Below are 21173 nucleotides of genomic sequence, written 5' to 3'. Positions count from 1 at the left end.
GTTGTAGGTGGCGCGGCCGCCCCTGATGTGCCGCCCTGTGCTATTGGGCGGGGGGGTCGGATGTGAAAAGGGGAGGGGAGGGGGGGGGGAGGGGGGTGGGGGGGCGCCGGCCGACGGAACGGATGGCGTGAATCCGGTTCAACCTGCCGGCCGCGGCCGTCCCGATGCGACGTGCGCGGGTGCGGCGCCGGATCAGGTCGCGGTGCCGCGACGGTAGAGGCTCAACGCCACTGCCAGCCCGGCCAGCATGCCGGCGCAGCCGCGATTGAGCCATCTCAGCGCGCGTCCCGACAGCGCCTTCATCACGTGGTAGCCGCTCGCCGCGTAGAGCGCCATCAACACGATGTCGATCGCGGCGGTGAGGACGGCCAGCGTCGCGTACTGGGCGGCGACGTTCGCTTCGGGCCGGATGAACTGCGGCAGGAAGGCCGAGAAAAACAGCAGCCCTTTCGGATTGGACAACGCGACCAGCAGCGAGCGCTTGAAGGCGGCCCGGCCGTTCCGTGCGCCGTCCGCTGGCGCGACGCCCGCGGGCGGCAGTGCCGTGGGGGCGTGCCAGAGCGCCCAGGCGAGGTAGAGCAGGTACACGGCGCCGGCCCACTTCAGCGCGACGAACAGGTGCTCCGACGCCTGCATGATCGCGCCGAGGCCGCATCCGACCGCCCCGATCAGGACCAGATCCGACAGTGCTGCGCCGGCGATGCCGTAAGCCGCGATGCGCATGCCGCGTGTGGCGCCGTTGTTTAGCGCCAGCAGCATCGTGGGGCCGGGCGTGACCGTCACGGCGGATACCGTGATCGCGTACAACAGGAGCGTGGTCGGGTTCATGTCGCGGTTTCCGGGCGGGTAGCGGAAGCGGCCAGTTTAATCCTGCTTCGGCGGGCGCCCGTTTGCGCGCCGCGCCGGTTCGCGCCGCGGCACTCAGTCGCCCATCGCGACCCCCTCCCGCCGCGGATCGGCCCCGCCGAACCACACCGTCTGGCCCTGCACGTTCAGCCGCTGGATCCCCTGCAGCCCCGAATTCATCTCGACGACCTGCACGTCGTGCCCGCGGCCCTTCAGCCCGTCGGCGAGCGCGTCCGACGCGCGGCCGCGTTCGAGCTGCGTCGGCCCGTTCGTCGAGCCGAAGTTCGGCAGCGCGATCGCCTGCTGCATCGTCATCCCCCAGTCGAGCACGCCGATCAGCGTCTTCGCGACGTGATTGATGATCGCGGGGCCGCCGGCCGAGCCGACGATCATCGTCACCTGCTTCGTCTTCTTGTCGAACACGAGCTCCGGCGCCATCGCCGAGCGCGGCCGCTTGCCGGGCTGCACGCGGTTGGCGACCGGCCGGCCGTTGTCGTTCGACACGAACGAGAAGTCGGTGAGCTGGTTGTTCAGCATGAAGCCGCGCACCATCAGCCGCGAGCCGAACGCATCCTCGATGCTGGTCGTCATCGACAGCGCCTGGCCGTAGCGGTCCACGATCGCGATGTCGGACGTCGACGGCAGCTCGGGGCTGCGGTCGTCGGCCAGCGCGAGCGTCGCGCCCTGCGGCGTGCCGGCCTGCGCGACGCCCATGCTGGTGTCGCCGATCAGGCGTGCGCGCTGGGCGAGATAGGTCCTGTCGGTGAGGCTGGCCCAGTTGCCGCCCGGCAGCGGCACGAAATCGGGATCGGCGACATAGCGCGCGCGGTCCGCATACGCGAGGCGCCCGGCTTCGCTGAACAGGTGCGCGGCGAACGGCGTCGGCTCGTAGCCGACGTCGTTGCGCACCGGCTTCTGCGCGCCGATCTGCTGCCAGTCGGGCATCGCCGCGAGGATGCCGAGCATCTGCGCGATCGCGAGGCCGCCCGACGACGGCGGCGGCATCCCGCAGACGACCGAGCGCCGGTAGTCGGCGCACAGCGGCGCGCGCACCTTCGCCTTGTAGCGCGCGAGATCCTGGAGCGACAGCAGGCCCGGGTTGGTCGGGTGGCGGCGCACCTTCGCGACGATGTCGCGGGCGATCGCGCCGGTGTAGAACGCGTTCGCGCCGCGCTCGGCGACCTGGCGCAGCACGGTCGCGAGCGCGGGGTTCTTCAGCACCGTGCCGGCGGCCTTCGGCGAGCCGTCCGGGTTGTAGAAGTACGCGCGCGCGGCCGGGTCGTTCCGCAGGTACCGGTCGTTCGCGATCAGCGTCGCGAGCCGCGGGCTGATCGCGAAGCCGTGCTCGGCGAGCCGGATCGCCGGCTGGAACAGGCGGCCCCACGGCAGCCTGCCGTGCGCGCGGTGCGCGGCGTCGAGCATGCGCAGCACGCCCGGCGTGCCGACCGAGCGCCCGCCGACGACGCCTTCGTAGAAGCGCATCGGCTGGCCGGTCGGGCCGTAGAACAGGCGGTCGGTCGCGGCGGCCGGCGCGGTTTCGCGGCCGTCGTACGCCTGCGTGGCCTTGCCGTCGAAGTACAGCAGGAACGCGCCCCCGCCGATTCCCGACGATTGCGGCTCGACGAGCGCGAGCACCATCTGCGTCGCGATCGCGGCGTCGATCGCGGTGCCGCCGGCCTTCAGCATCTCGTAGCCGGCCTGCGTCGCGAGCGGGTTCGCGGCCGCGATCATGAAGCGCTGCGAGGTCCAGCCCGGCTTGTCGGTCCAGCCGGACGACTGCTCGGGCGCATGCGCGCCGGGCAGCGGCACGGCGGCGCCCGATGCGGCGGCGACCGGCACCACGGCGCCCGACGGCGCGGACGGGGACGTGCAGGCGGCATTGAAGGCGACGAGCGCGGTGGCGGCGATCAGCGTCCAAGGACGCGAAGGCGGACGAATCCGGTCGAACATTGAACCCTCGGCAGCAGTGAATTCAAAGGCGGCGACGGTGCCGGCGCAACGGGGCTGCCCGCCCCGGCGGCGCTATTGTCGCCGTGCGGCCGGCGGGTTGTCATCCGACCGGAAACCCTGAAGCAACCCGCCGGGCCCGCCCCGGCCGGTCTTCCCGGCCTGTTCGAGGATGAACTCTATGAATGTCGAGGTCGCGCGCGTGTGGTGCCGGTTCGGCATGTAGAGCATGTACATGTGCGTGCCGAAGATGCTGAGCCGGTACGCGTCGAGCGACGTGACGACGGCGCCGCGCCGCATGTCGTCCTGCATCACGTAGTCGGGCACGATGCCGACGCCGATCCCCGCGAGGATCGCTTCGCGCAGGAACAGGAAGTTCTCCGAAATCAAGGTCGGTTCGAGCAGCACCTCGTGCCGCTCGTCGCCGAGATAGGCGGCGATCCGCAACTGCCGGCCCAGCACCGTCGCGGTGACGACCGGCGCGGCCGCCAGCGCGTCGAGGCTGGCGGGCATCCCGTGCGCGGCGGCGAACGCGGGCGACGCGCACGCGACGTAGCGCACCGCGCCCATGTCGCGGGCGACGAGGTTCTGCGGCGGCTCGGACATCACGCGGATCGCGATGTCGACCTCGTCGCGCATCAGGTCCTCGACGCGGTTCTCGAACACGACGTCGAGCACGATGCCCGGATGCCGCCGCTTGAACGCAAGCAGCCATTCGGACATCACCATCTGCCCGTAGCCGCTCGGCACCGACAGCCGCACGCGACCCTGCAGATCCTGGCCGAGCGTCGTCACCGATTCCTGCGCGGCGAGCAGTTCGTTGCGGATGCGCCGGCCGTGCTCGTACAGCTTCAGCCCGATCTCGGTCGGCTCGATGCGCCGCGTGGTGCGCCGCACGAGCTGCTGGCCGATCGAGCGCTCGAGCTGGTTGAGCCGGTAGCTCACGTTCGCGCGGCTCATCTTGAGCCGCTGCGCGGCCTTGCTGAGATTGCCGGCGTCGAGGATCTCGACGAGCAGCGTCAGCGCGTTCAGGTCCATGCGTCGCGTCTCCTGATCCGTCCCGTTTAACGGTCGGAAACATTCAGTGTCAAGTCGGATTTGACAGCTTGTAAAAGCGGCAGGGAATTGTCAATGAATCTCGATCAATCGAGAATCGGGTCATGCCCGGCGTACGGCCGGATCTTGTCCCGCTTCGTGCGGGACCGGGGCAGGGGCCCGGCGTCGCCCGCGTTGCCGCGCGCCGGCGCACCTGCCGCCGCATCAAGGAGACACGATGAACTCAACCGCTTTCCCCGCCAGCCCGGCCGGCACGGTCACGCGCGAACGGCGCGACAAGGTGCTGGTCGTCACGATCGATCACCCGCCGGTCAACGCGCTGTCGGCCGACGTGCGGCGCGGCCTCGCCGACGCGCTCGACGCCGCGCAGGCCGACGACGCGATCCACGCGGTGCTGATCGTCGGCGCCGGCCGCAATTTCATCGCGGGCGCCGATATCCGCGAATTCGGCAAGCCGCCCGTGCCGCCGTCGCTGCCCGACGTGTGCGAGCGGATCGAATCGGGCGCGAAGCCGGTGGTGGTCGCGCTGCATGGCGCGACGCTCGGCGGCGGGCTCGAGGTCGCGCTCGCCGCGCATTACCGGCTCGCGGTGCCCGGCGCGAAGCTCGGGCTGCCCGAAGTCACGCTCGGCCTGCTGCCCGGCGCGGGCGGCACGCAGCGCACGCCGCGCCTGATTGGCGCGAAGGCCGCGCTCGACCTGATGCTGACGGGCCGTCACGCGGGCGCGGAAGAGGCGCTCGCGCTCGGTCTCGTCGACCGCGTCGCGCACAGCGACGACACGCTCGCCGAAGGCCTCGCGTACACGCAGGAACTCGTGTCGCTCGGCGCGCCACCCCGGCGCACCCGCGATGCGCAAGGGCTCGCCGATCGCGCGGCCGCGCAGGCCGCGATCGATGCGGCGCGCGCCGAGCTGTCGAAGAAGTCGCGCGGCCTCTTCTCGCCCGCGAAGATCGTCGACGCGGTCGAGGCCGCGCTCACGCAGTCGTTCGACGCGGGCATCAAGCTCGAGCGCAGCCTGTTCCTGCAGTGCATCGACAGCCCGCAGCGCGCGGGCCTGGTGCATGCGTTCTTCGCGGAGCGCGAAGCGGCGAAGGCGCCCGAGGCGCGCCGCGCGAGCGCACGGCCGGTCGAGCGGATCGGCGTGGTCGGCGGCGGCACGATGGGCGCGGGCATCGCGGTCGCGGCGCTCGATGCGGGGCTGCCGGTGACGATGATCGAACGCGACGAGGCGTCGCTCGCGCGCGGCCGCGCGCACGTCGAGAAGGTGTACGACGGCCTCGTCGCGAAAGGGCGGATGACGCCGGCCGCGCACGCGGCGCGGCTCGCGCGCTTCAAGGGCAGCACGTCGTACGATGCGCTCGCGCAGGCCGACGTCGTGATCGAGGCGGTGTTCGAGGACATGGCCGTGAAGCAGGCCGTGTTCGCCGAACTCGCGCGCGTGTGCAAGCCGGGCGCGGTGCTCGCGACCAACACGTCGTATCTCGACATCGACGCGCTGGCCGCGAGCATCGACCGGCCGGCCGACGTGATCGGCCTGCACTTTTTCTCGCCGGCCAACGTGATGAAGCTGCTCGAGATCGTCGTGCCGGCGCGCGCCGGCGCGGACGTCGTCGCGACCGCGTTCGCGCTCGCGAAACAGCTGAAGAAGACGCCGGTGCGCGCGGGCGTGTGCGACGGCTTCATCGGCAACCGGATCCTCGCCGTCTACCGCACGGCCGCCGACTACCTGATGGAAGACGGTGCGTCGCCGTATCAGATCGATCGCGCGGTGCGCGAATTCGGTTTCCCGATGGGGCCGTTCCAGGTCGTCGACCTGGCCGGCGGCGACATCGGCTGGGCGACCCGCAAGCGCCGCGCGGCGACGCGCGACCCGCGCGCGCGCTACGTCGGGATTTCCGACCGGCTGTGCGAGCGCGGCTGGTTCGGCCAGAAGACGGCGCGCGGCTACTACCTGTACCCGGACGGTGCGCGCGTCGGCACGCCGGACCCGGAAGTCGAGGCGATCGTCGCCGACGAACGCGCGAAGAAGGGCGTCACGCCGCGCACGTTCAGCGACGACGAGATCCTGCGCCGCTACCTGGCCGCGATGATCAACGAAGGCGCGAACGTCGTGCACGAGCAGATCGCGCTGCGGCCGCTCGACGTCGACGCGGTGTTCCTGTACGGCTACGGCTTCCCGCGCCATCGCGGCGGCCCGATGCATTACGCGGACACGCTCGGCCTCGCGAACGTGCTCGCCGATATCCGCGCGTTCGCGAAGGAGGACCCGCTGTTCTGGAAGCCGTCGCCGCTGCTCGTCGACCTCGTCGCGCGCGGCGCGGATTTCGCGAGCCTGAACCGCGCCGACTGACTACCCACCGCCTACGCAACGGATCGAAGATGGACCTCAATTTCACTCCCGAAGAGGAAGCGTTTCGCACCGAGGTGCAGCGCTTCCTGCAAGCCGAGCTGCCCGCGCGCATCGCGCGCAAGGTGAAGGGCGGCCTGCACCTCACGCGCGACGACATGCGCGAATGGCACGCGATCCTCGACGCGCGCGGCTGGCTCGCCAGCCACTGGCCGCGCGAGTACGGCGGCCCCGGCTGGAGCGTCGCGCAGAAGTTCCTGTTCGACAACGAATGCGCGCTGGCCGGTGCGCCGCGCATCGTGCCGTTCGGCGTGAACATGCTCGGCCCCGTGCTGATCAAGTACGGCAACGAAGCGCAGAAGCGGCACTGGCTGCCGCGCATCCTCGACGGCACCGACTGGTGGTGCCAGGGCTACTCCGAACCGGGCGCCGGTTCCGACCTCGCGTCGGTGAAGACGAGCGCGGTGCGCGGCATCGACGCGCAGGGCGAGCATTACATCGTGAACGGCCAGAAGACGTGGACCACGCTCGGCCACTACGCGAACATGATCTTCTGCCTCGTGCGTACCGCGACCGACGTGCGCAAGCAGGAAGGCATCAGCTTCCTGCTGGTCGACATGAACACGCCGGGCGTCGAGGTTCGCCCGATCGTCACGCTCGACGGCGAGCACGAGGTGAACGAGGTGTTCTTCACCGACGTGCGCGTGCCGGCGGCCAACCTCGTCGGCGAGGAGAACCGCGGCTGGACCTATGCAAAATACCTGCTCACGTACGAGCGCACCAACATCGCGGGGATCGGATTCTCGACGGCGGCGCTCGACCGGCTGCGCGCGGTGGCCGCGAAGGTCACGAAGAACGGCAGGCCGCTCGCGGACGATCCGTTCTTCGCGGCGCGCGTCGCGCGGGTCGAGATCGAGCTCGAGAACATGCGCACGACCAACCTGCGCGTGCTCGCCGCGGTCGCGGGCGGCGGCGTGCCGGGCGCCGAAAGCTCGATGCTGAAGATTCGCGGCACGCAGATCCGCCAGGAGATCACGGCGCTGATGCGGCGCGCGATGGGGCCGTACGCGCAGCCGTTCGTCGACGGCGCGCTCGACGCGGGCCACGACGGCGAGCCGGTCGGTCCGGACGACGCCGCGAGCGCCGCGCAGCAGTATTTCAACAACCGGAAGCTGTCGATCTTCGGCGGCTCGAACGAGATCCAGAAGAACATCATCGCGAAGATGATGCTCGGGCTGTAACGAGGGACGCGACGATGGATTTCCAGCACACAGAAGACCGCCGGATGCTGGCGGATACGTTGAACCGCTTCATCGCCGAACAGTACGCATTCCCGGTGCGCGATCGCATCGCGCAGTCGGCCGAAGGCTTCGACCGCGCGATGTGGCGGCGCTTTGCCGAGCTCGGCACGGTCGGCGCGCTGTTCGAGGAGGCCGACGGCGGCTTCGGCGGCGCGGGCTTCGACATCGCCGTGGTGTTCGAGTGCCTCGGCCGCGGCCTCGTCGTCGAGCCGTTCCTCGGTGCGCTGCTGGCAGGCCGCGCGCTGTCGCTCGGCGGCGGCGCCGCGCATCGCGACAGGCTGGCCGCGCTGATCGACGGCAGCGCGAGCGCCGCGTTCGCGCACGACGAGCCGGGCTCGCACTACGAACTGACGACCGTGCGCACGCGCGCCGAACGCACGGGCGGCGGCTGGGTGCTGACGGGCGCGAAGGGCGTCGTCGACCAGGCCGCGCAGGCGGCGTTCCTCGTCGTCAGCGCGCGCGTGTCGGGCCGCGACGACGCTGCCGCCGGCATCGGCCTGTTCGTCGTGCCGGCCGATGCGCCGGGCGTGTCGCTGCGCGACTACCGGAAGATCGACGGCGGACGCGCGGCCGAGGTGCGCTTCGACGGCGTCGCGCTGCCGGCCGATGCGGCGCTCGGCGAACCCGACGGCGAAGCGGGAGCGGCGCTGCTCGAGCGCGTGCTCGGCTACGGGCTGCTCGCGCTGTCGGCGGAAGCGCTCGGCGCGATGGACGTCGCGAAGGCGCACACGCTCGACTACCTGCGCACGCGCAAGCAGTTCGGCATGCCGATCGGCAGCTTCCAGGCGTTGCAGCACCGCATGGCCGACCTGCTGCTCGAGGTCGAGCAGGCGCGCTCGGCCGTGATCAACGCGGCCGCGCAGCTCGACGCGCCGCGCGCGGTGCGCGAACGCGCGCTCGCCGCGGCCAAGTACAGCATCGGCCGGATCGGCACGCTCGTCGCCGAGGAGAGCATCCAGCTGCACGGCGGGATCGGGATGACGTGGGAGCTGCCGCTGTCGCATTACGCGAAGCGCCTGGTGATGATCGACCACCAGCTCGGCGACGAGGATCACCACCTCGCCCGCTACATCGCGCTGTCGAAACAGTAAAAGCGGAAACCGCGAAGGAGGAGACAGGAATGACCAACGAATCGCACGCGCTGCCGCTCGCCGGCGTGAAGGTGCTCGATTTCTCGCGCGTGCTCGCGGGCCCGTGGAGCGCGATGGTGCTCGCCGATTTCGGCGCGGAGGTGATCAAGGTCGAGCATCCGGCGCGCGGCGACGACACGCGCGACTGGGGGCTGCGGATCGGCGACACCGAAACCACCTACTTCAACAGCGTGAACCGCAGCAAGCGATCGATCTGTCTGGACCTGCAGACCGAGGGCGGCCGGCGTCTCGCGCGCGAACTGGCCGCGCAGGCCGACGTGCTGATCCACAACTTCAAGTGCGGCGGCGCGGAAAAGCTCGGCCTCGGCTACGACGCGCTGGCCGAACTGAATCCGCGCCTCGTGCATTGCGCGATTTCCGGTTACGACCGGTCGGGGCCCGAGGCCGCGCGGCCCGGCTACGACCTCGTCGTGCAGGGCGAGGCCGGGCTGATGGCGCTGAACGGCGAAGCCGGCCAGCCGCCGCTGAAGTTCGGCGTCGCGGCGGTCGACCTGTTCACCGGCATGTATTCGGCGCAGGCGATCCTCGCCGCGCTGTACGAGCGTCATGCGACCGGGCGCGGGCGACGCATCGAGATGGCGCTGTTCGACTGCGGGCTGATGATCACCGCGTACTACGGGCTCGATGCGCTGCTGATCGGCGAGGATCCGCCGCGCTACGGCAACGCGCATCCGTCGATCGTGCCGTACGGCGTGTTCGACGCGGCGGACGGCCCGCTCGTGATCACGGTCGGCAACAACACGCAGTTCGCGCGCTTCTGCGACGCGATCGAGCGCCCGGATCTCGCGGCCGACGCGCGTTACAAGACCAACCTCGGACGCTCGGAGAACCGTGCCGACCTGTTGCCGGAGATTCGCCGCGAGCTCGCGCGCCGTTCGCGTGCGACGCTGCTCGCCGCGCTGGCCGACGCCGGCATTCCGTGCGGCGAGGTGCTCGGGCTGCATGAAGCGCTGACGTCGGAGCGCGCGACGCGCGCGGGGCTCGTGACGCGGCAGCCGCATCCGGTCGCGGGGGGCGTCGACGTGCTCGCGCCGCCATATCGCTTCGACGGCGCGCGGTTGCCGGTGCGCGGGGCGCCGCCGGTACTCGGCGCGGATACGGCGGCGGTGCTCGGCGGCTGGCTCGGGCTGTCGGCCGACGACGTTGCGCGGCTGCGGGCGGATCGCATCGTGTAGTACGCGGGTTTGCCGCCGCGGCGCGGGCGGAGCGGATCGCGCGCCGGACCATCCACAAGACACTCTTCGCATATCGACGAAGAGACATTGGAGACACCATGGAGCTTTCCGTCATCGAATCGGTCACGGCGCGCCGCGACTACCAGCAGCTCGTGCGCGCACGGCGCCGTTTCAGCTTCACGCTGACGGCGCTGATGATCGCGACGTACTACGGCTTCATCCTGCTCGTCGCGCTCGCGCCGCACGTGCTCGCGGCGCCGCTGTACCGCGGCGCGACGACCACGGTCGGGATCGCCGCGGGCGTCGCGATCATCCTGGTCGCGATCGGCCTGACCGCGTGCTACGTGCTGCGCGCGAACCGTGCGTTCGACCGCCGCGTCGACGCGATCCTGCAACGCGCGTGACGGAGGCCGACATGCGACGCACCTCGATCGCGCTCGGCGCGCCTGCCGTTCTCGTTTCCTCCGCCGCCCATGCGGTATCGGTCGCCGGCCCGATGCCCGACAAGGTCGAATTGAACCCGGTCGCGATCGGGATGTTCTTCGCGTTCGTGCTGGCGACGCTCGCGCTCACGCGCTGGGCCGCGCGCCGCACGCGCTCCACGCGCGACTTCTACACGGCCGGCGGCGGCATCACCGGGTTGCAGAACGGCCTCGCGATCGCGGGCGACTACATGTCGGCCGCGTCGTTCCTCGGGCTGTCCGGCATGGTGTTCATGTTCGGCTTCGACGGGCTGATCTACTCGATCGGCTTTCTCGTCGGCTGGCCGTTCGTGATGTTCCTGATCGCCGAGCCGCTGCGCAACCTCGGCAAGTTCACGTTCGTCGACGTCGTCGCGTACCGCTTCGCGCAGCGGCCGATCCGGCTGCTGACGTCGGCGAACTCGCTGACCATCGTCGTGCTGTACCTGGTCGTGCAGATGGTCGGCGCGGGCAAGCTGATCCAGTTGCTGTTCGGGTTGTCGTACGGCACGGCCGAGCTGATCGTCGGCGTGCTGATGGTCGTCTACGTGTTCTTCGGCGGGATGACCGCGACCACCTGGGTGCAGGTGATCAAGGCCGTGCTGCTGCTGTGCGGCGCGACGCTGCTCGCGTGGCTCGCGCTCGGCGAATTCGGCTTCAGCGTCGACGAGATGTTCCGTCGGGCGGTGGCCGTGCATCCGGGCGCGCTGTCGATCATGGGCCCCGGCAAGCTGATCCGCGATCCGGCCAACGCGCTGTCGCTCGGCATCGCGCTGATGTTCGGCACGGCCGGCTTCCCGCACATCCTGATGCGCTTCTTCACGGTGCCGAACGCGAAGGAGGCGCGCAAGTCGGTGCTCTACGCGACCGGCTTCATCGGCTATTTCTATCTGCTCACCTTCGTGATCGGCTTCTCGGCGATCGTGCTGCTCGCGCAGCATCCCGAGTTCTTCAGGCTCGGCGCCGACGGCTCGTTCAACCTCACGCGCGACCTGCTCGGCGGCTCGAACATGGTGGCGGTGAAGCTCGCGCAGGCGGTCGGCGGGAATGCGTTCTACGGCTTCATCGCGGCCGTCACGTTCGCGACGATCCTCGCGGTGGTCGCGGGCCTGACGCTCGCTGGCGCGACGACGATCTCGCACGACCTGTATGCGCAGATGTGGGCGCGCGGCAAGCCGGACGAGCGCCTCGAGATGCGCATCTCGCGCGCGGCGACGATCGCGCTGTCGGCCGTCGCGATCGGGCTGTCGATCGTGTTCGAGCACGTAAACGTCGCGTTCATGGTCGGCCTCGTCGCGGCGGTGGCCGCGAGCGCCAATTTCCCGGTGCTCGCGATGTCGATCTTCTGGCGCGGGATGACGACGCGCGGCGCGGTGCTCGGCGGCGGTCTCGGCCTCGCGTCCGCGGTGGTGCTCACGGTGCTGTCGAAATCGGTGTGGGTCGACGTGTTGCACCACGCGCACGCACCGGTGTTCCTCGACAACCCGGCGCTCGTGTCGGTGCCGCTCGCGTTCGCCGGGATCGTCGTCGGCTCGCTCGCGGATCGCGGCGCGCGGGCGCGGCGCGAGCGCGACGCGTTCGTGCAGCAGGAGTTCTACGCGCAGACGGGCGTGCTGGCCGGCCGCGCCGTGCAGCACTGATTCGTCCGACGAACGCGCCGATCCGTCCGGCGATCCGGACGGATCTTTTCCGGAAATCCGGAATCCCGGATTTTCTTGCCTGCCGCATTATGGGAAATACAATGAAAACAATGGTTTGAAGGGTTTCGGGAACCTGGCATCGACCTTGCAATATAAAGCGCACGGCCGTCCCCCGGCCCGACTAACTACAGCAAGCAAGGAGACAATCGATGACCACTGCCTTCCTCCCCTGTCGGATGTCTTGAGGCATCGCTTGTTGCGGCACGGCAGCCGCGCGGGCGAGTGATTCTTCCCCTGGCATTCGCCCGCGCGCGTGACGCCGTTTCCATCGGCTCATCTACCCTTCAGCAGGAACCATCGTGAAGAAGAAACCCTTCTACAAAGTGCTCTATGTGCAGGTGATCTTCGCCATCATCGTCGGCGTGATCCTCGGCCACTACTATCCGGCGCTCGCCACCGACATGAAGCCGCTCGGCGACGGGTTCATCAAGCTGATCAAGATGGTGATCGGCCCGATCATCTTCTGTACGGTCGTCACGGGCATCGCCGGCATGGAGGACATGAAGAAGGTGGGCCGCGTCGGCGGCAAGGCGCTGCTGTACTTCGAGATCGTGTCGACCTTCGCGCTGGTGCTCGGCCTCGCGGCCACGCACATCCTGCGTCCGGGCGTCGGCTTCAACATCGATCCGGCGACGCTCGACGGCAAGGCCGTCGCGTCGTACGCGGCGAAGGCGCACGGGCAGTCGACGGTCGACTTCCTGATGCACATCATCCCGAACACGATGGTCGATGCGTTCGCGCAGGGCGAGATCCTGCAGATCCTGCTGATCGCGCTGCTGTTCGGCAGCGTGCTCGCGCACCTCGGCGAGCGCGGCAAGGTCGTGACCGATTTCATCGACGGCCTCACGCGCGTGCTGTTCGGCATCGTGCACATCGTCACGAAGCTGGCGCCGATCGGCGCGTTCGGCGCGATGGCGTTCACGATCGGCAAGTACGGCGTCGGCTCGCTGGTGCCGCTGCTCAAGCTGATCGGCACGTTCTACCTGACGTCGGTCGTGTTCGTGCTCGTCGTGCTCGGCACGATCGCGCGCTTCACGGGCTTCTCGATCATCCGCTTCGTTTCCTACATCAAGGAAGAGCTGCTGATCGTGCTCGGCACGAGCTCGTCGGAAGCCGCGCTGCCGCAGCTGATGGAAAAGCTCGAGAAGGCCGGCTGCTCGCGTTCGGTCGTCGGCCTCGTCGTGCCGACCGGCTATTCGTTCAACCTGGACGGCACCAACATCTACATGACGATGGCCGTGCTGTTCATCGCCCAGGCGACCAACATCGAACTGACGTGGATGCAGCAGCTCACGCTGCTGGCGGTCGCGATGCTGACGTCGAAGGGCGCGAGCGGCGTGACGGGCGCGGGCTTCATCACGCTCGCCGCGACGCTGGCCGTCGTGCCGACGATCCCGCTGTCGGGCATGGTGCTGATCCTCGGCATCGACCGCTTCATGAGCGAATGCCGCGCGCTGACCAACATCGTCGGCAACGGCGTCGCGACGGTCGTCGTGTCGGCCTGGGAGAAGGAGCTCGACCGCAACAAGCTGCGCCAGGCGCTGACGGGCGGCGGCGAGGTCGCGACGACCGAGACGGCCGGCGTCTGACATCATGAAGGAGCAGGCGGCGGCCCCGCCAGCCGGCGGCGCGGCCCGCGGCGGCCGGGGCGTGGATGCGGGGGCCTATGACACAATAGGCGATCCGCATCGTCAGGAAGCCTCGACCGTGACGCGCCGCCTGCTCATTCTCGTCGTGCTTGCCGCCGCGCTCGCCGCGGCGTGCACGCTGACGTGGACGATCACCTGGCGGCGCGGCGTCGCCGAGCTGCAGCGCAACGCCGCGGTGAGGGTCGACCGCACCACCAACGCGCTCAAGAGCACGCTCGACCGCTACGAATCGCTGCCCTATCTGCTCGGCAGCCACCCGTACGTGCAGGACCTGCTCGCCGAGCCGACGCGCGCCGACTACACCGCGCGCGTCAACCGCTATCTCGAAGACCTCAACGAACACGCGCACGCAACCGTCACCTATGTGATCGGCGCGGACGGCCTGTGCGTCGCCGCCAGCAACTGGCGCGCGCCCGACAGCTTCGTCGGGATCGAATACCGCTTCCGCCCGTATTTCCTCGACGCGATGAAAGGCAACGTCGGCCGCTTCTTCGGAATCGGCACGATCTCGCGCGATCCCGGCTACTACATCTCGCAACCGGTGTGGCGAGACGGCAGGATCGCGGGCGTCGTCGTCGTCAAGCTGAACCTCGAATGGTTCCAGGGCGCCGATGCGTCGGAGCCGCTCGTCGTCGCGGACGATCACGGCGTCGTGTTCCTGTCGTCGGTGCCCGCGTGGAAGTACCACACGCTGCGCCCGTTGACGGGGCCCGTCGCCGCGTCGATCTACGAGACGCGCCAGTACGCGCAGCAGCCCGTCACGCCGCTGCCGCTGCGGGTCGAACAGGTGCTCGGCCCCGATGCGGAGATCGTGCGCCTCGGCTCGGCCGGCGCAGGCGCGGGCCCCGGCCTGCGCGCGCCGCGCTTCCTGGCCAGCAAGCGCCGGATCGGCGAGCCCGACTGGCTGCTCGTCACGCTCGCGCCGATCGCGCCGGTCGACGCCGATGCGCGCAATGCGACGATCGTCACGGGGTTCGGCTTCGTGTCGGCCGCGCTGCTCGCGTTCTACTGGCGGATGCGGCGTGCGCGCGTGCGCGAAATGATCCGCGGCCGCGCGCTGCTGCAGCAGGCCTATGCGGAGCTGAACCGGCGTGTCGAGGAGCGCACGGCCGATCTGTCGGAAGCGAACGAGCAGCTGCAGAAGGAAGTCGGCGACCGGATCCGCGCGGAGCAGGAGCTGCGCGCCGCGCACGACGAACTGATCCAGGCGAGCAAGCTCGCCGCGCTCGGCCAGATGGCGGCCGGCATCACGCACGAACTGAACCAGCCGCTCGCGGCGCTGCGCAGCTTCTCGGACAACACGCGCGTGCTGCTCGATCGCGGCGAACAGGCGGCCGCGCGCGAGAACCTCGAGGCGATCGCCGCGCTCACCGAGCGGATGGGCAAGATCACGAACCAGCTGAAGCTGTTCGTCGGCCGTGCGAAGCCGCGCAACGAGCAGGCGCTCGTCGTGCGCGCGCTGCGCAGCGTGCTGTCGCTGCTCGACGAGCGCCTGCGCGGCGTCGCGCTCACGCTGACGCTGCAGGATGCGGCCGCGCATGACGGGCAACGGAGCGCGCCGCTCGATCTGGCGCGCGACTATCCGGCGCTCGTCGCCCGCTGCGAGGATCTGCGCCTCGAACAGGTGCTGATCAACCTGCTCGGCAACGCGCTCGACGCGGTCGCGGGCGTCGCGTCGCCGGCCATCGAGGTGACGATCGCGGTGTCGGCGGCGACGCTCGCGATCGAGGTGCGCGACAACGGGCCCGGCATTGCGCCCGACCTGCTGCCGCGCCTGTTCGAGCCGTTCTTCACGACCAAGGAAATGGGGCGCGGGCTCGGGCTCGGCCTCGCGATCTCGTCGTCGATCGCGAGCGACGCGGGCGGGGCGCTGACCGCGCGCAACGCGCCCGCGGGCGGCGCGCTGTTCGTCTTGACGCTGCGGCGCGCCCGCACGCATCATCCGGACTCCGTGTCCGAGCCGGCGGGCTCGCACTAGGCCCGGTCGGCGCCCGACCGGCATCAACGCAGCCGCGCGCGCCAGCGCCGCGCGGCCCGTCAGGAGCAAGTGAGTACGATGGCCAACCGGCTGCAAGTGATCTATATCGAAGACGATGCGCTCGTTCGCCGGGCCAGCGTGCAGAGCCTCCAGCTGGCGGGCTTCGACGTGGCCGGCTTCGAGTCGGCCGAAGCGGCCGAGAAGGCGATCGTCGCCGATACCGCCGGCGCGATCGTCAGCGACATCCGGCTGCCCGGCGCGAGCGGGCTCGACCTGCTCGCGCAGTGCCGCGAGCGCGTGCCCGACGTGCCCGTGATCCTCGTCACCGGGCACGGCGACATCTCGATGGCCGTGCAGGCGATGCGCGACGGCGCGTACGACTTCATCGAGAAGCCGTTCCCGGCCGAGCGCCTGATCGAGACGGTGCGCCGCGCGCTCGAGCGTCGCGAGCTCGTGCTCGAGAATCACGCGCTGCGGCGCGAACTGGCCGGGCAGAACATCGTCGCGCCGCGCATCATCGGCCGCAGTCCCGCGATCGAACAGGTGCGCAAGCTGATCGCGAACGTCGCGCCCACCGACGCATCGGTGCTGATCAACGGCGACACGGGCGCCGGCAAGGAGCTGATCGCGCGCAGCCTGCACGAACTGTCGCCGCGCCGCGAGAAGCCGTTCATCGCGGTCAATTGCGGCGCGCTGCCCGAGCCGATGTTCGAGTCGGAGATGTTCGGCTACGAGCCGGGCGCGTTCACCGGCGCCGCAAAGCGCCGCGTCGGCAAGCTCGAATACGCGTCGGGCGGCACGCTGTTCCTCGACGAAATCGAAAGCATGCCGCTCGCGCTGCAGGTGAAGCTGCTGCGCGTGCTGCAGGACGGCGTGCTGGAGCGGCTCGGCTCGAACCAGCCGATCCGCGTGAACTGCCGCGTCGTCGCGGCCGCGAAGGGCGACATGAGCGAGCTCGTCGCGGCCGGCACGTTCCGTCGCGACCTGCTGTACCGGCTGAACGTCGTGACCATCGCGCTGCCGCCGCTCGCCGAGCGCCGCGAGGACATCGTGCCGCTGTTCGAGCACTTCATGCTGGATGCGGCGGTGCGCTACGCGCGGCCCGCGCCGGTGCTGACCGACCGGCAGCGCGCGAGCCTGATGCAGCGCGACTGGCCCGGCAACGTGCGCGAGCTGCGCAATGCGGCCGACCGCTTCGTGCTCGGCGTGGCCGACATGCCGCAGGAGACGGACGCGGGCGGCGACGAGGCCGACCACGAGCAGACGCTGAAGGAGCGCATCGAGCAGTTCGAGCGCGCGGTGATCGCCGAGGCGCTCAACCAGACGGGCGGCGCGGTCGCCGCGACGGCCGACCGGCTGCACGTCGGCAAGGCGACGCTGTACGAGAAGATGAAGCGCTACGGGCTGTCGGCCAAAGGCGATACCGAGCGCTGAAAAGCAAACGGACCGCGAAGCCGGGGTGTCCGGCCGGGCGGTCCGTCGTGCGGCGAAGGGCGCGGCGCGCGCCCTTGCAGGCGGTTCGTGCGGCGCTCAGGCCGCGTTGCCGTCGAGCGCCTTCTTGAGCAGCGCGTCGAGTTCCGCGAACTGCGGGGCGCCGACGTAGCGCTTCAGGATCTTGCCGTCCTTGTCGACGACGAAGGTCGTCGGCGTGAGCTGCACGTTGCCGAACTGCTTCGCGACGCTGCCGTCGTCGAGCGCGACCTTGAACGGCAACTGGCGCGTCTGCGCGTAGTTCGCGACGTACATCGGCGGATCGTAGTTCATCGCGACCGCGACGAATTCCAGCCCCTGGCCCTTGAAGCGGTTGTAGGTGTCGACCATCTGCGGCATCTCCTGCATGCAGGTCGCGCAGCTCGTCGCCCAGAAGTTCACGAGGTAGACCTTGCCTTTCAGGTCGCCTGCGGTCGAGACCTTCTGGCCGGACAGCAGCGTGAAGGTCGCATCCGGCACGGTGGACTTGCCGTTGAACGCGAAGAAGCCGGCCACAGCGACAGCCGCGACGATGGCGGCCGCGACGATGTAGCGGGCGGGTCCGGCGCTGCGCCGGGCGGGAGGCGTGGTGTTCATCTGGTGCTCTCGGAGTCGGTCGATGACGCGGGTCGATGCAAAGGATGTCGAAATTCGGCGGTTATTTTAGCGCGAATGCGGCGTGCGCACCGGCGGCGGCCACGCCTCCCGATCGTCCCGTTCGGCGGATAATGCCCGATTTGCCTGCCCGATCCACGCCATGCCGAAGGAAGTCATCGATTCGTTGCGCCCCCTTTATCGTCCACTGCGACACTTCGCCGCGCTCGCGTGCGCGAGCGTCGCGCTGGCCGCGTGTTCGCCGTCGTACGACTGGCGCACGCTGCACAACGACGCCGGCTATACCGTCGACCTGCCGGCGAAGCCGACCGTCGAGGAGCAGCCGGTGGCGCTCGGCGGCGCGTCGCTGCCGATGCGGATGCAGGCGGCGCACGTCGACGGCGCGGTGTTCGCGGTCGGTACGCTGACGCTGCCCGACGACCGCGACGACACACGCCGCGCCGCGCTCGAGTTCCTGCGCGCCGGGTTGTCCCGCAATCTGGACGGCGCGCCGCAGATCGCGTCGGTGCCCGTGCCGCTGAAGGCCGGCGGCGCGGTGAGCGGGCTCGAGCTGCGCATCGCGGGCGCGGCTGCCGGCGGCGATCGCGCCCGCAAGACGATCGTCGCGCGGCTTGCCGCGCGCGGCCGGCACGCGTACCAGGCGGTCGTGATCGCCGACGGGCCGCTCGCCCAGGAGCAGCTCGACCAGTTTTTCGGCTCGTTCAAGCTCGATTGACGGCGCCTGCGCACACCGTGACAACTGAAAGTTCGTTCGCAGCTTTCGGCGCTAATCGCCGGATTTTGCGGGGATTTTTCGGCTATCCACAGCGCATGTGGATAACTTTGTTGAAAAGTGGCCGGAATTTCCCGCTGAGCCGCGCGGGACGGCCGTTCGGCGTGTTTGGCCGCCCGCGCGCGCGTTGAGAAAAGTCAATTAAAACAGAGGGATACGCATTCCCCGGCGCAAAGGTCGCGGCGTGCCGCGATCCGATGCCGGATTCGGGGAATTGTGAATAAGTCAAGTCTTGACAGGCGGATTTTGTCCTCGGAAGGCGCTCAGAGCGCCGTGAGCACACGCCGGTAGCGGATTGCCTCGGCGATCTGCGCGGCCGTCGGCCACGGGTCGCCGGCCAGGTCGGCGATCGTCCGCGCGACCTTCAGCACGCGGTAATACGCGCGCGCCGACCAGCCGAAGCGCTCGCCGGCCTCGCGCAGCAGCCGTTCGCCTTCGTCGGTCGGCCGACACAGGTCGTCGGTCTCGCGGCCGCTCAGCATGTGATTCGTCTTGCCCTGCCGGCCGAGCTGCAGCGCGCGCGCCTGCGCGACCCGCGCGGCCACCGCGGCGCTCGGTTCGCCGGGTGCCGACGTGCGCGTCGCCAGCTCGGCCGGCGACAGCGCGGGCAGGTCGATCTGGATGTCGATGCGGTCGACGAGCGGCCCCGACAGCTTGCGCAGGTAGCGCGCGGCGACGTCCGGCGAGCAGCGGCAGCGCCCGGACGGATCGCCGTGCCAGCCGCACGGGCACGGGTTCATCGCGGCGATCAGCTGGCACGCGGCCGGAAAGTCGGCCTGCTGGGCCGCGCGCGAGATCGTGATGCGGCCGGCCTCCAGCGGCTCGCGCAGCATCTCCAGCACGTGCCGGTCGAATTCGGGCAGTTCGTCGAGGAACAGCACGCCGAGGTGCGCGAGCGTGATTTCGCCCGGCTGCGGCGGGTTGCGGCCGCCGACCAGCGCGGCGGCGCTCGACGAATGATGCGGTGCGCGGAACGGCCGGCGGCGCCACTGCGCGGGCGAGAAGCCGAGCCGGCTCGCGGACAGGAGCGCGGCCGACGTCAGCGCCTCGTCGTCGGTCAGCGGCGGCAGCAGCCCCGGCAGCCGGGCGGCCAGCATCGACTTCCCGGCGCCCGGCGGCCCGACCATCAGCATGTGGTGGCCGCCCGCCGCCGCGACTTCCAGTGCGCGGCGCGCGCCGCGCTGGCCCACCACGTCGGCGAGATCCGGGGCGGCCGGGGCGGGCAGCCCGTCGAGGCAGGGCGCCGCGACCGGCGCGAGCCGGGCGTCCGGTGCGCCGGCAAGGTGCGCGCACAGCGCGGGCAGGTCGGGCGCGCCGAACACGGTGACGCCGGGCACGAGCGCGGCCTCGGCGGCGCTGGCGAGCGGCAGGTACAGCTCGGGGGCGTTCGACGCGGCGGCGCGCGGGCCGGCCTCGAGGCCGCCGGCGCCTGAGCCGGAAAGGGCGTCGGCGTTCGAACCGGAAGCCGCGCCGCTATCCGCGACCTGCCCGTCCCGTGCGACCCCGCACGCCATCGCGAACGCGCCGCGCATCGGCCGCAGCGCGCCGGTCAGCGACAGTTCGCCGGCAAATTCGCGGCCGGCCAGCGCGTCGGCCGGGATCTGGCCGTTCGCGGCGAGGATGCCGAGCGCGATCGGCAGGTCGAACCGGCCCGATTCCTTCGGCAGGTCGGCGGGCGCGAGGTTGACGGTGATGCGGCGCACCGGGAATTCGAAGCCGCAGTTCTGCAGCGCGGCGCGCACGCGCTCGCGGCTTTCGCGGACTTCGAGATCGGGCAGGCCGACGATCGAGAACGACGGCAACCCGTTGGCGAGATGGACTTCGACGGTGACGTCCGGCGCGCGGCCGGAAGCGGGCGCGCGACTGCGAACCACGGCGAGCGACATGGCGAGGCTCCTGCAAACAGGGCGGACAGGCGACGGCCGTACGGGCCGCGTGCCGCGGGAATCGGAGGAATCGGTGCGCGCTTGCCGGCGTGGCGCGGGGAAAGAACGAGAGACTGCGGAACGACGGACTGCGAAGAACGAGGGTGCTGCGAAGAACGAGGGTGCCGCGAAGAACGAGGGTGCCGCGAAGAACGACGGGCGACGGTGGGGCGGCGGGCGCGGGCCGCGCGAGGCGGCCCGCGCCCGGACCTTGCGACCGGGTGGGGCGTCAGGCCTGCGGCGCGGAGAGCTTCTGCTCGAGTTCCGCGACGCGCTTTTCGAGTTCCTCGAGGCGCACGCGGGTGCGGGCGAGCACCTGGGCCTGCGTGTCGAATTCCTCGCGGGTGACGAGATCGAGTTTCGAGAAGCCTTGCGACAGCATGGCCTTCACGTTGCGCTCGACGTCCCTGGCCGGCGAGTTTTTCAGCAGATCGCTGACGCGCGACTGCAGGTCGTTGAAAACGTCGCTGGGTTGCTTCATGTGATTCCCCTTCCTTGCACAAAAACTGTGCATCTTCAGTTGCGTACGTGCCCATGATGCACGCATGACCGGAAATGGTGCGCCGGGAGCGCGAATTCCGGGCATGGCGCCCGCATGGGTGAATGCCCCGGCATTCCGGGACGTGCGTGCACTCTAGCAACGATCCTTTCGCCGCGCCAGCAAACCGGGCCATGTTGGCCATTCGGCCGGGCTTCCGCACCTTACATCACGGGATGCGACCCCGTTCCGGAGCCTTTCGAAACGGTGCTCGGGCCAACATGGCATGCGAGTTGCTGAGA

16 protein-coding genes are annotated in these 21173 nt (G+C 70.1%); 10 read left to right on the top strand and 6 right to left on the bottom strand.

Annotated features, from left to right (window positions below; genetic code table 11):
• Positions 1-192: 192 nt before the first annotated feature.
• The 3 genes from GQ56_RS0125585 to GQ56_RS0125575 form a co-directional block, all read right to left on the bottom strand.
• Entirely contained in the window at positions 193-828 is a 636-nt protein-coding gene (locus GQ56_RS0125585) for a LysE family translocator (protein ID WP_031401351.1), read from the bottom strand.
• A gap of 93 nt (positions 829-921) precedes the next feature.
• Positions 922-2796, bottom strand: a complete 1875-nt coding sequence (ggt, locus tag GQ56_RS0125580) for a gamma-glutamyltransferase (protein ID WP_031401350.1) — start codon at positions 2794-2796, stop codon at positions 922-924.
• Positions 2797-2868: 72 nt separating this feature from the next.
• Positions 2869-3831 carry a LysR family transcriptional regulator gene (locus GQ56_RS0125575; protein ID WP_031401349.1) on the bottom strand — a complete coding sequence of 321 codons (963 nt, stop codon included), beginning with the start codon at positions 3829-3831 and terminating at the stop codon, positions 2869-2871.
• A 235-nt stretch (positions 3832-4066) separates the two neighbouring features.
• Between GQ56_RS0125575 and GQ56_RS0125570 the strand changes: the two genes are divergently transcribed.
• The 9 genes from GQ56_RS0125570 (at position 4067) to GQ56_RS0125530 (ending at position 17045) form a co-directional block, all read left to right on the top strand.
• A complete protein-coding gene (locus GQ56_RS0125570) occupies positions 4067-6199 on the top strand; it encodes a 3-hydroxyacyl-CoA dehydrogenase NAD-binding domain-containing protein (RefSeq protein ID WP_031401348.1) in 2133 nt (710 codons plus the stop codon).
• 29 nt (positions 6200-6228) lie between these two features.
• Positions 6229-7437, top strand: coding sequence for an acyl-CoA dehydrogenase family protein (locus GQ56_RS0125565; protein WP_031401347.1), 1209 nt, complete (start codon positions 6229-6231; stop codon positions 7435-7437).
• 14 nt (positions 7438-7451) lie between these two features.
• On the top strand, positions 7452-8588 hold the full coding sequence (locus GQ56_RS0125560; protein ID WP_031401346.1) for an acyl-CoA dehydrogenase family protein: 1137 nt from the start codon (positions 7452-7454) through the stop codon (positions 8586-8588).
• Between the two features lie 29 nt (positions 8589-8617).
• Positions 8618-9823: a CaiB/BaiF CoA transferase family protein gene (locus GQ56_RS0125555; protein WP_031401345.1), complete on the top strand. Its 1206-nt coding sequence runs from the start codon at positions 8618-8620 to the stop codon at positions 9821-9823.
• 98 nt (positions 9824-9921) lie between these two features.
• Entirely contained in the window at positions 9922-10227 is a 306-nt protein-coding gene (locus GQ56_RS0125550; protein ID WP_031401344.1) for a DUF485 domain-containing protein, read from the top strand.
• Positions 10228-10238: 11 nt separating this feature from the next.
• Positions 10239-11924: a cation acetate symporter gene (locus GQ56_RS0125545; RefSeq protein WP_031401343.1), complete on the top strand. Its 1686-nt coding sequence runs from the start codon at positions 10239-10241 to the stop codon at positions 11922-11924.
• 359 nt (positions 11925-12283) lie between these two features.
• Positions 12284-13573: a dicarboxylate/amino acid:cation symporter gene (locus tag GQ56_RS0125540; protein ID WP_031401342.1), complete on the top strand. Its 1290-nt coding sequence runs from the start codon at positions 12284-12286 to the stop codon at positions 13571-13573.
• A gap of 4 nt (positions 13574-13577) precedes the next feature.
• Positions 13578-15611 carry a sensor histidine kinase gene (locus GQ56_RS0125535; RefSeq protein WP_031401341.1) on the top strand — a complete coding sequence of 678 codons (2034 nt, stop codon included), beginning with the start codon at positions 13578-13580 and terminating at the stop codon, positions 15609-15611.
• Positions 15612-15689: 78 nt separating this feature from the next.
• Positions 15690-17045 carry a sigma-54-dependent transcriptional regulator gene (locus tag GQ56_RS0125530; protein WP_031401340.1) on the top strand — a complete coding sequence of 452 codons (1356 nt, stop codon included), beginning with the start codon at positions 15690-15692 and terminating at the stop codon, positions 17043-17045.
• Positions 17046-17141: 96 nt separating this feature from the next.
• On the opposite strand, the gene GQ56_RS0125525 is transcribed toward GQ56_RS0125530, so the two are convergent.
• A complete protein-coding gene (locus GQ56_RS0125525; RefSeq protein WP_031401339.1) occupies positions 17142-17678 on the bottom strand; it encodes a peroxiredoxin family protein in 537 nt (178 codons plus the stop codon).
• Between the two features lie 160 nt (positions 17679-17838).
• On the opposite strand from GQ56_RS0125525, the gene GQ56_RS0125515 reads away from it, so the two are divergent.
• Positions 17839-18411, top strand: a complete 573-nt coding sequence (locus tag GQ56_RS0125515; protein ID WP_031401338.1) for a hypothetical protein — start codon at positions 17839-17841, stop codon at positions 18409-18411.
• 320 nt (positions 18412-18731) lie between these two features.
• Here the strand turns inward: GQ56_RS0125515 and GQ56_RS0125510 are convergent, their stop codons facing one another.
• Together GQ56_RS0125510 and GQ56_RS0125505 are read right to left on the bottom strand one after the other, a co-directional pair.
• Positions 18732-20354 carry a YifB family Mg chelatase-like AAA ATPase gene (locus tag GQ56_RS0125510; RefSeq protein WP_031401337.1) on the bottom strand — a complete coding sequence of 541 codons (1623 nt, stop codon included), beginning with the start codon at positions 20352-20354 and terminating at the stop codon, positions 18732-18734.
• Between the two features lie 268 nt (positions 20355-20622).
• Positions 20623-20874 (bottom strand): accessory factor UbiK family protein, encoded by a 252-nt coding sequence (locus GQ56_RS0125505; protein ID WP_031401336.1) that lies wholly within the window; start codon positions 20872-20874, stop codon positions 20623-20625.
• Positions 20875-21173 lie beyond the last annotated feature (299 nt).

It is taken from the genome of Burkholderia paludis, from assembly GCF_000732615.1.
Taxonomy (GTDB): Bacteria; Pseudomonadota; Gammaproteobacteria; order Burkholderiales; family Burkholderiaceae; genus Burkholderia; species Burkholderia paludis.
The sequence above is the reverse complement of the archived record's forward strand: the minus strand, read 5'-3'. Positions and strand labels throughout refer to the sequence as shown.

Bases quoted from the DNA above. Each gene is read 5' to 3' on its own strand.
- GQ56_RS0125585 (WP_031401351.1), bottom strand. From the start codon at position 828: ATGAACCCGACCACGCTCCTGTTGTACGCGATCACGGTATCCGCCGTG.
- ggt (WP_031401350.1), bottom strand. From the start codon at position 2,796: ATGTTCGACCGGATTCGTCCGCCTTCGCGTCCTTGGACGCTGATCGCC.
- GQ56_RS0125575 (WP_031401349.1), bottom strand. From the start codon at position 3,831: ATGGACCTGAACGCGCTGACGCTGCTCGTCGAGATCCTCGACGCCGGC.
- GQ56_RS0125570 (WP_031401348.1), top strand. From the start codon at position 4,067: ATGAACTCAACCGCTTTCCCCGCCAGCCCGGCCGGCACGGTCACGCGC.
- GQ56_RS0125565 (WP_031401347.1), top strand. From the start codon at position 6,229: ATGGACCTCAATTTCACTCCCGAAGAGGAAGCGTTTCGCACCGAGGTG.
- GQ56_RS0125560 (WP_031401346.1), top strand. From the start codon at position 7,452: ATGGATTTCCAGCACACAGAAGACCGCCGGATGCTGGCGGATACGTTG.
- GQ56_RS0125555 (WP_031401345.1), top strand. From the start codon at position 8,618: ATGACCAACGAATCGCACGCGCTGCCGCTCGCCGGCGTGAAGGTGCTC.
- GQ56_RS0125550 (WP_031401344.1), top strand. From the start codon at position 9,922: ATGGAGCTTTCCGTCATCGAATCGGTCACGGCGCGCCGCGACTACCAG.
- GQ56_RS0125545 (WP_031401343.1), top strand. From the start codon at position 10,239: ATGCGACGCACCTCGATCGCGCTCGGCGCGCCTGCCGTTCTCGTTTCC.
- GQ56_RS0125535 (WP_031401341.1), top strand. From the start codon at position 13,578: ATGAAGGAGCAGGCGGCGGCCCCGCCAGCCGGCGGCGCGGCCCGCGGC.
- GQ56_RS0125530 (WP_031401340.1), top strand. From the start codon at position 15,690: ATGGCCAACCGGCTGCAAGTGATCTATATCGAAGACGATGCGCTCGTT.
- GQ56_RS0125525 (WP_031401339.1), bottom strand. From the start codon at position 17,678: ATGAACACCACGCCTCCCGCCCGGCGCAGCGCCGGACCCGCCCGCTAC.
- GQ56_RS0125515 (WP_031401338.1), top strand. From the start codon at position 17,839: ATGCCGAAGGAAGTCATCGATTCGTTGCGCCCCCTTTATCGTCCACTG.
- GQ56_RS0125510 (WP_031401337.1), bottom strand. From the start codon at position 20,354: ATGTCGCTCGCCGTGGTTCGCAGTCGCGCGCCCGCTTCCGGCCGCGCG.
- GQ56_RS0125505 (WP_031401336.1), bottom strand. From the start codon at position 20,874: ATGAAGCAACCCAGCGACGTTTTCAACGACCTGCAGTCGCGCGTCAGC.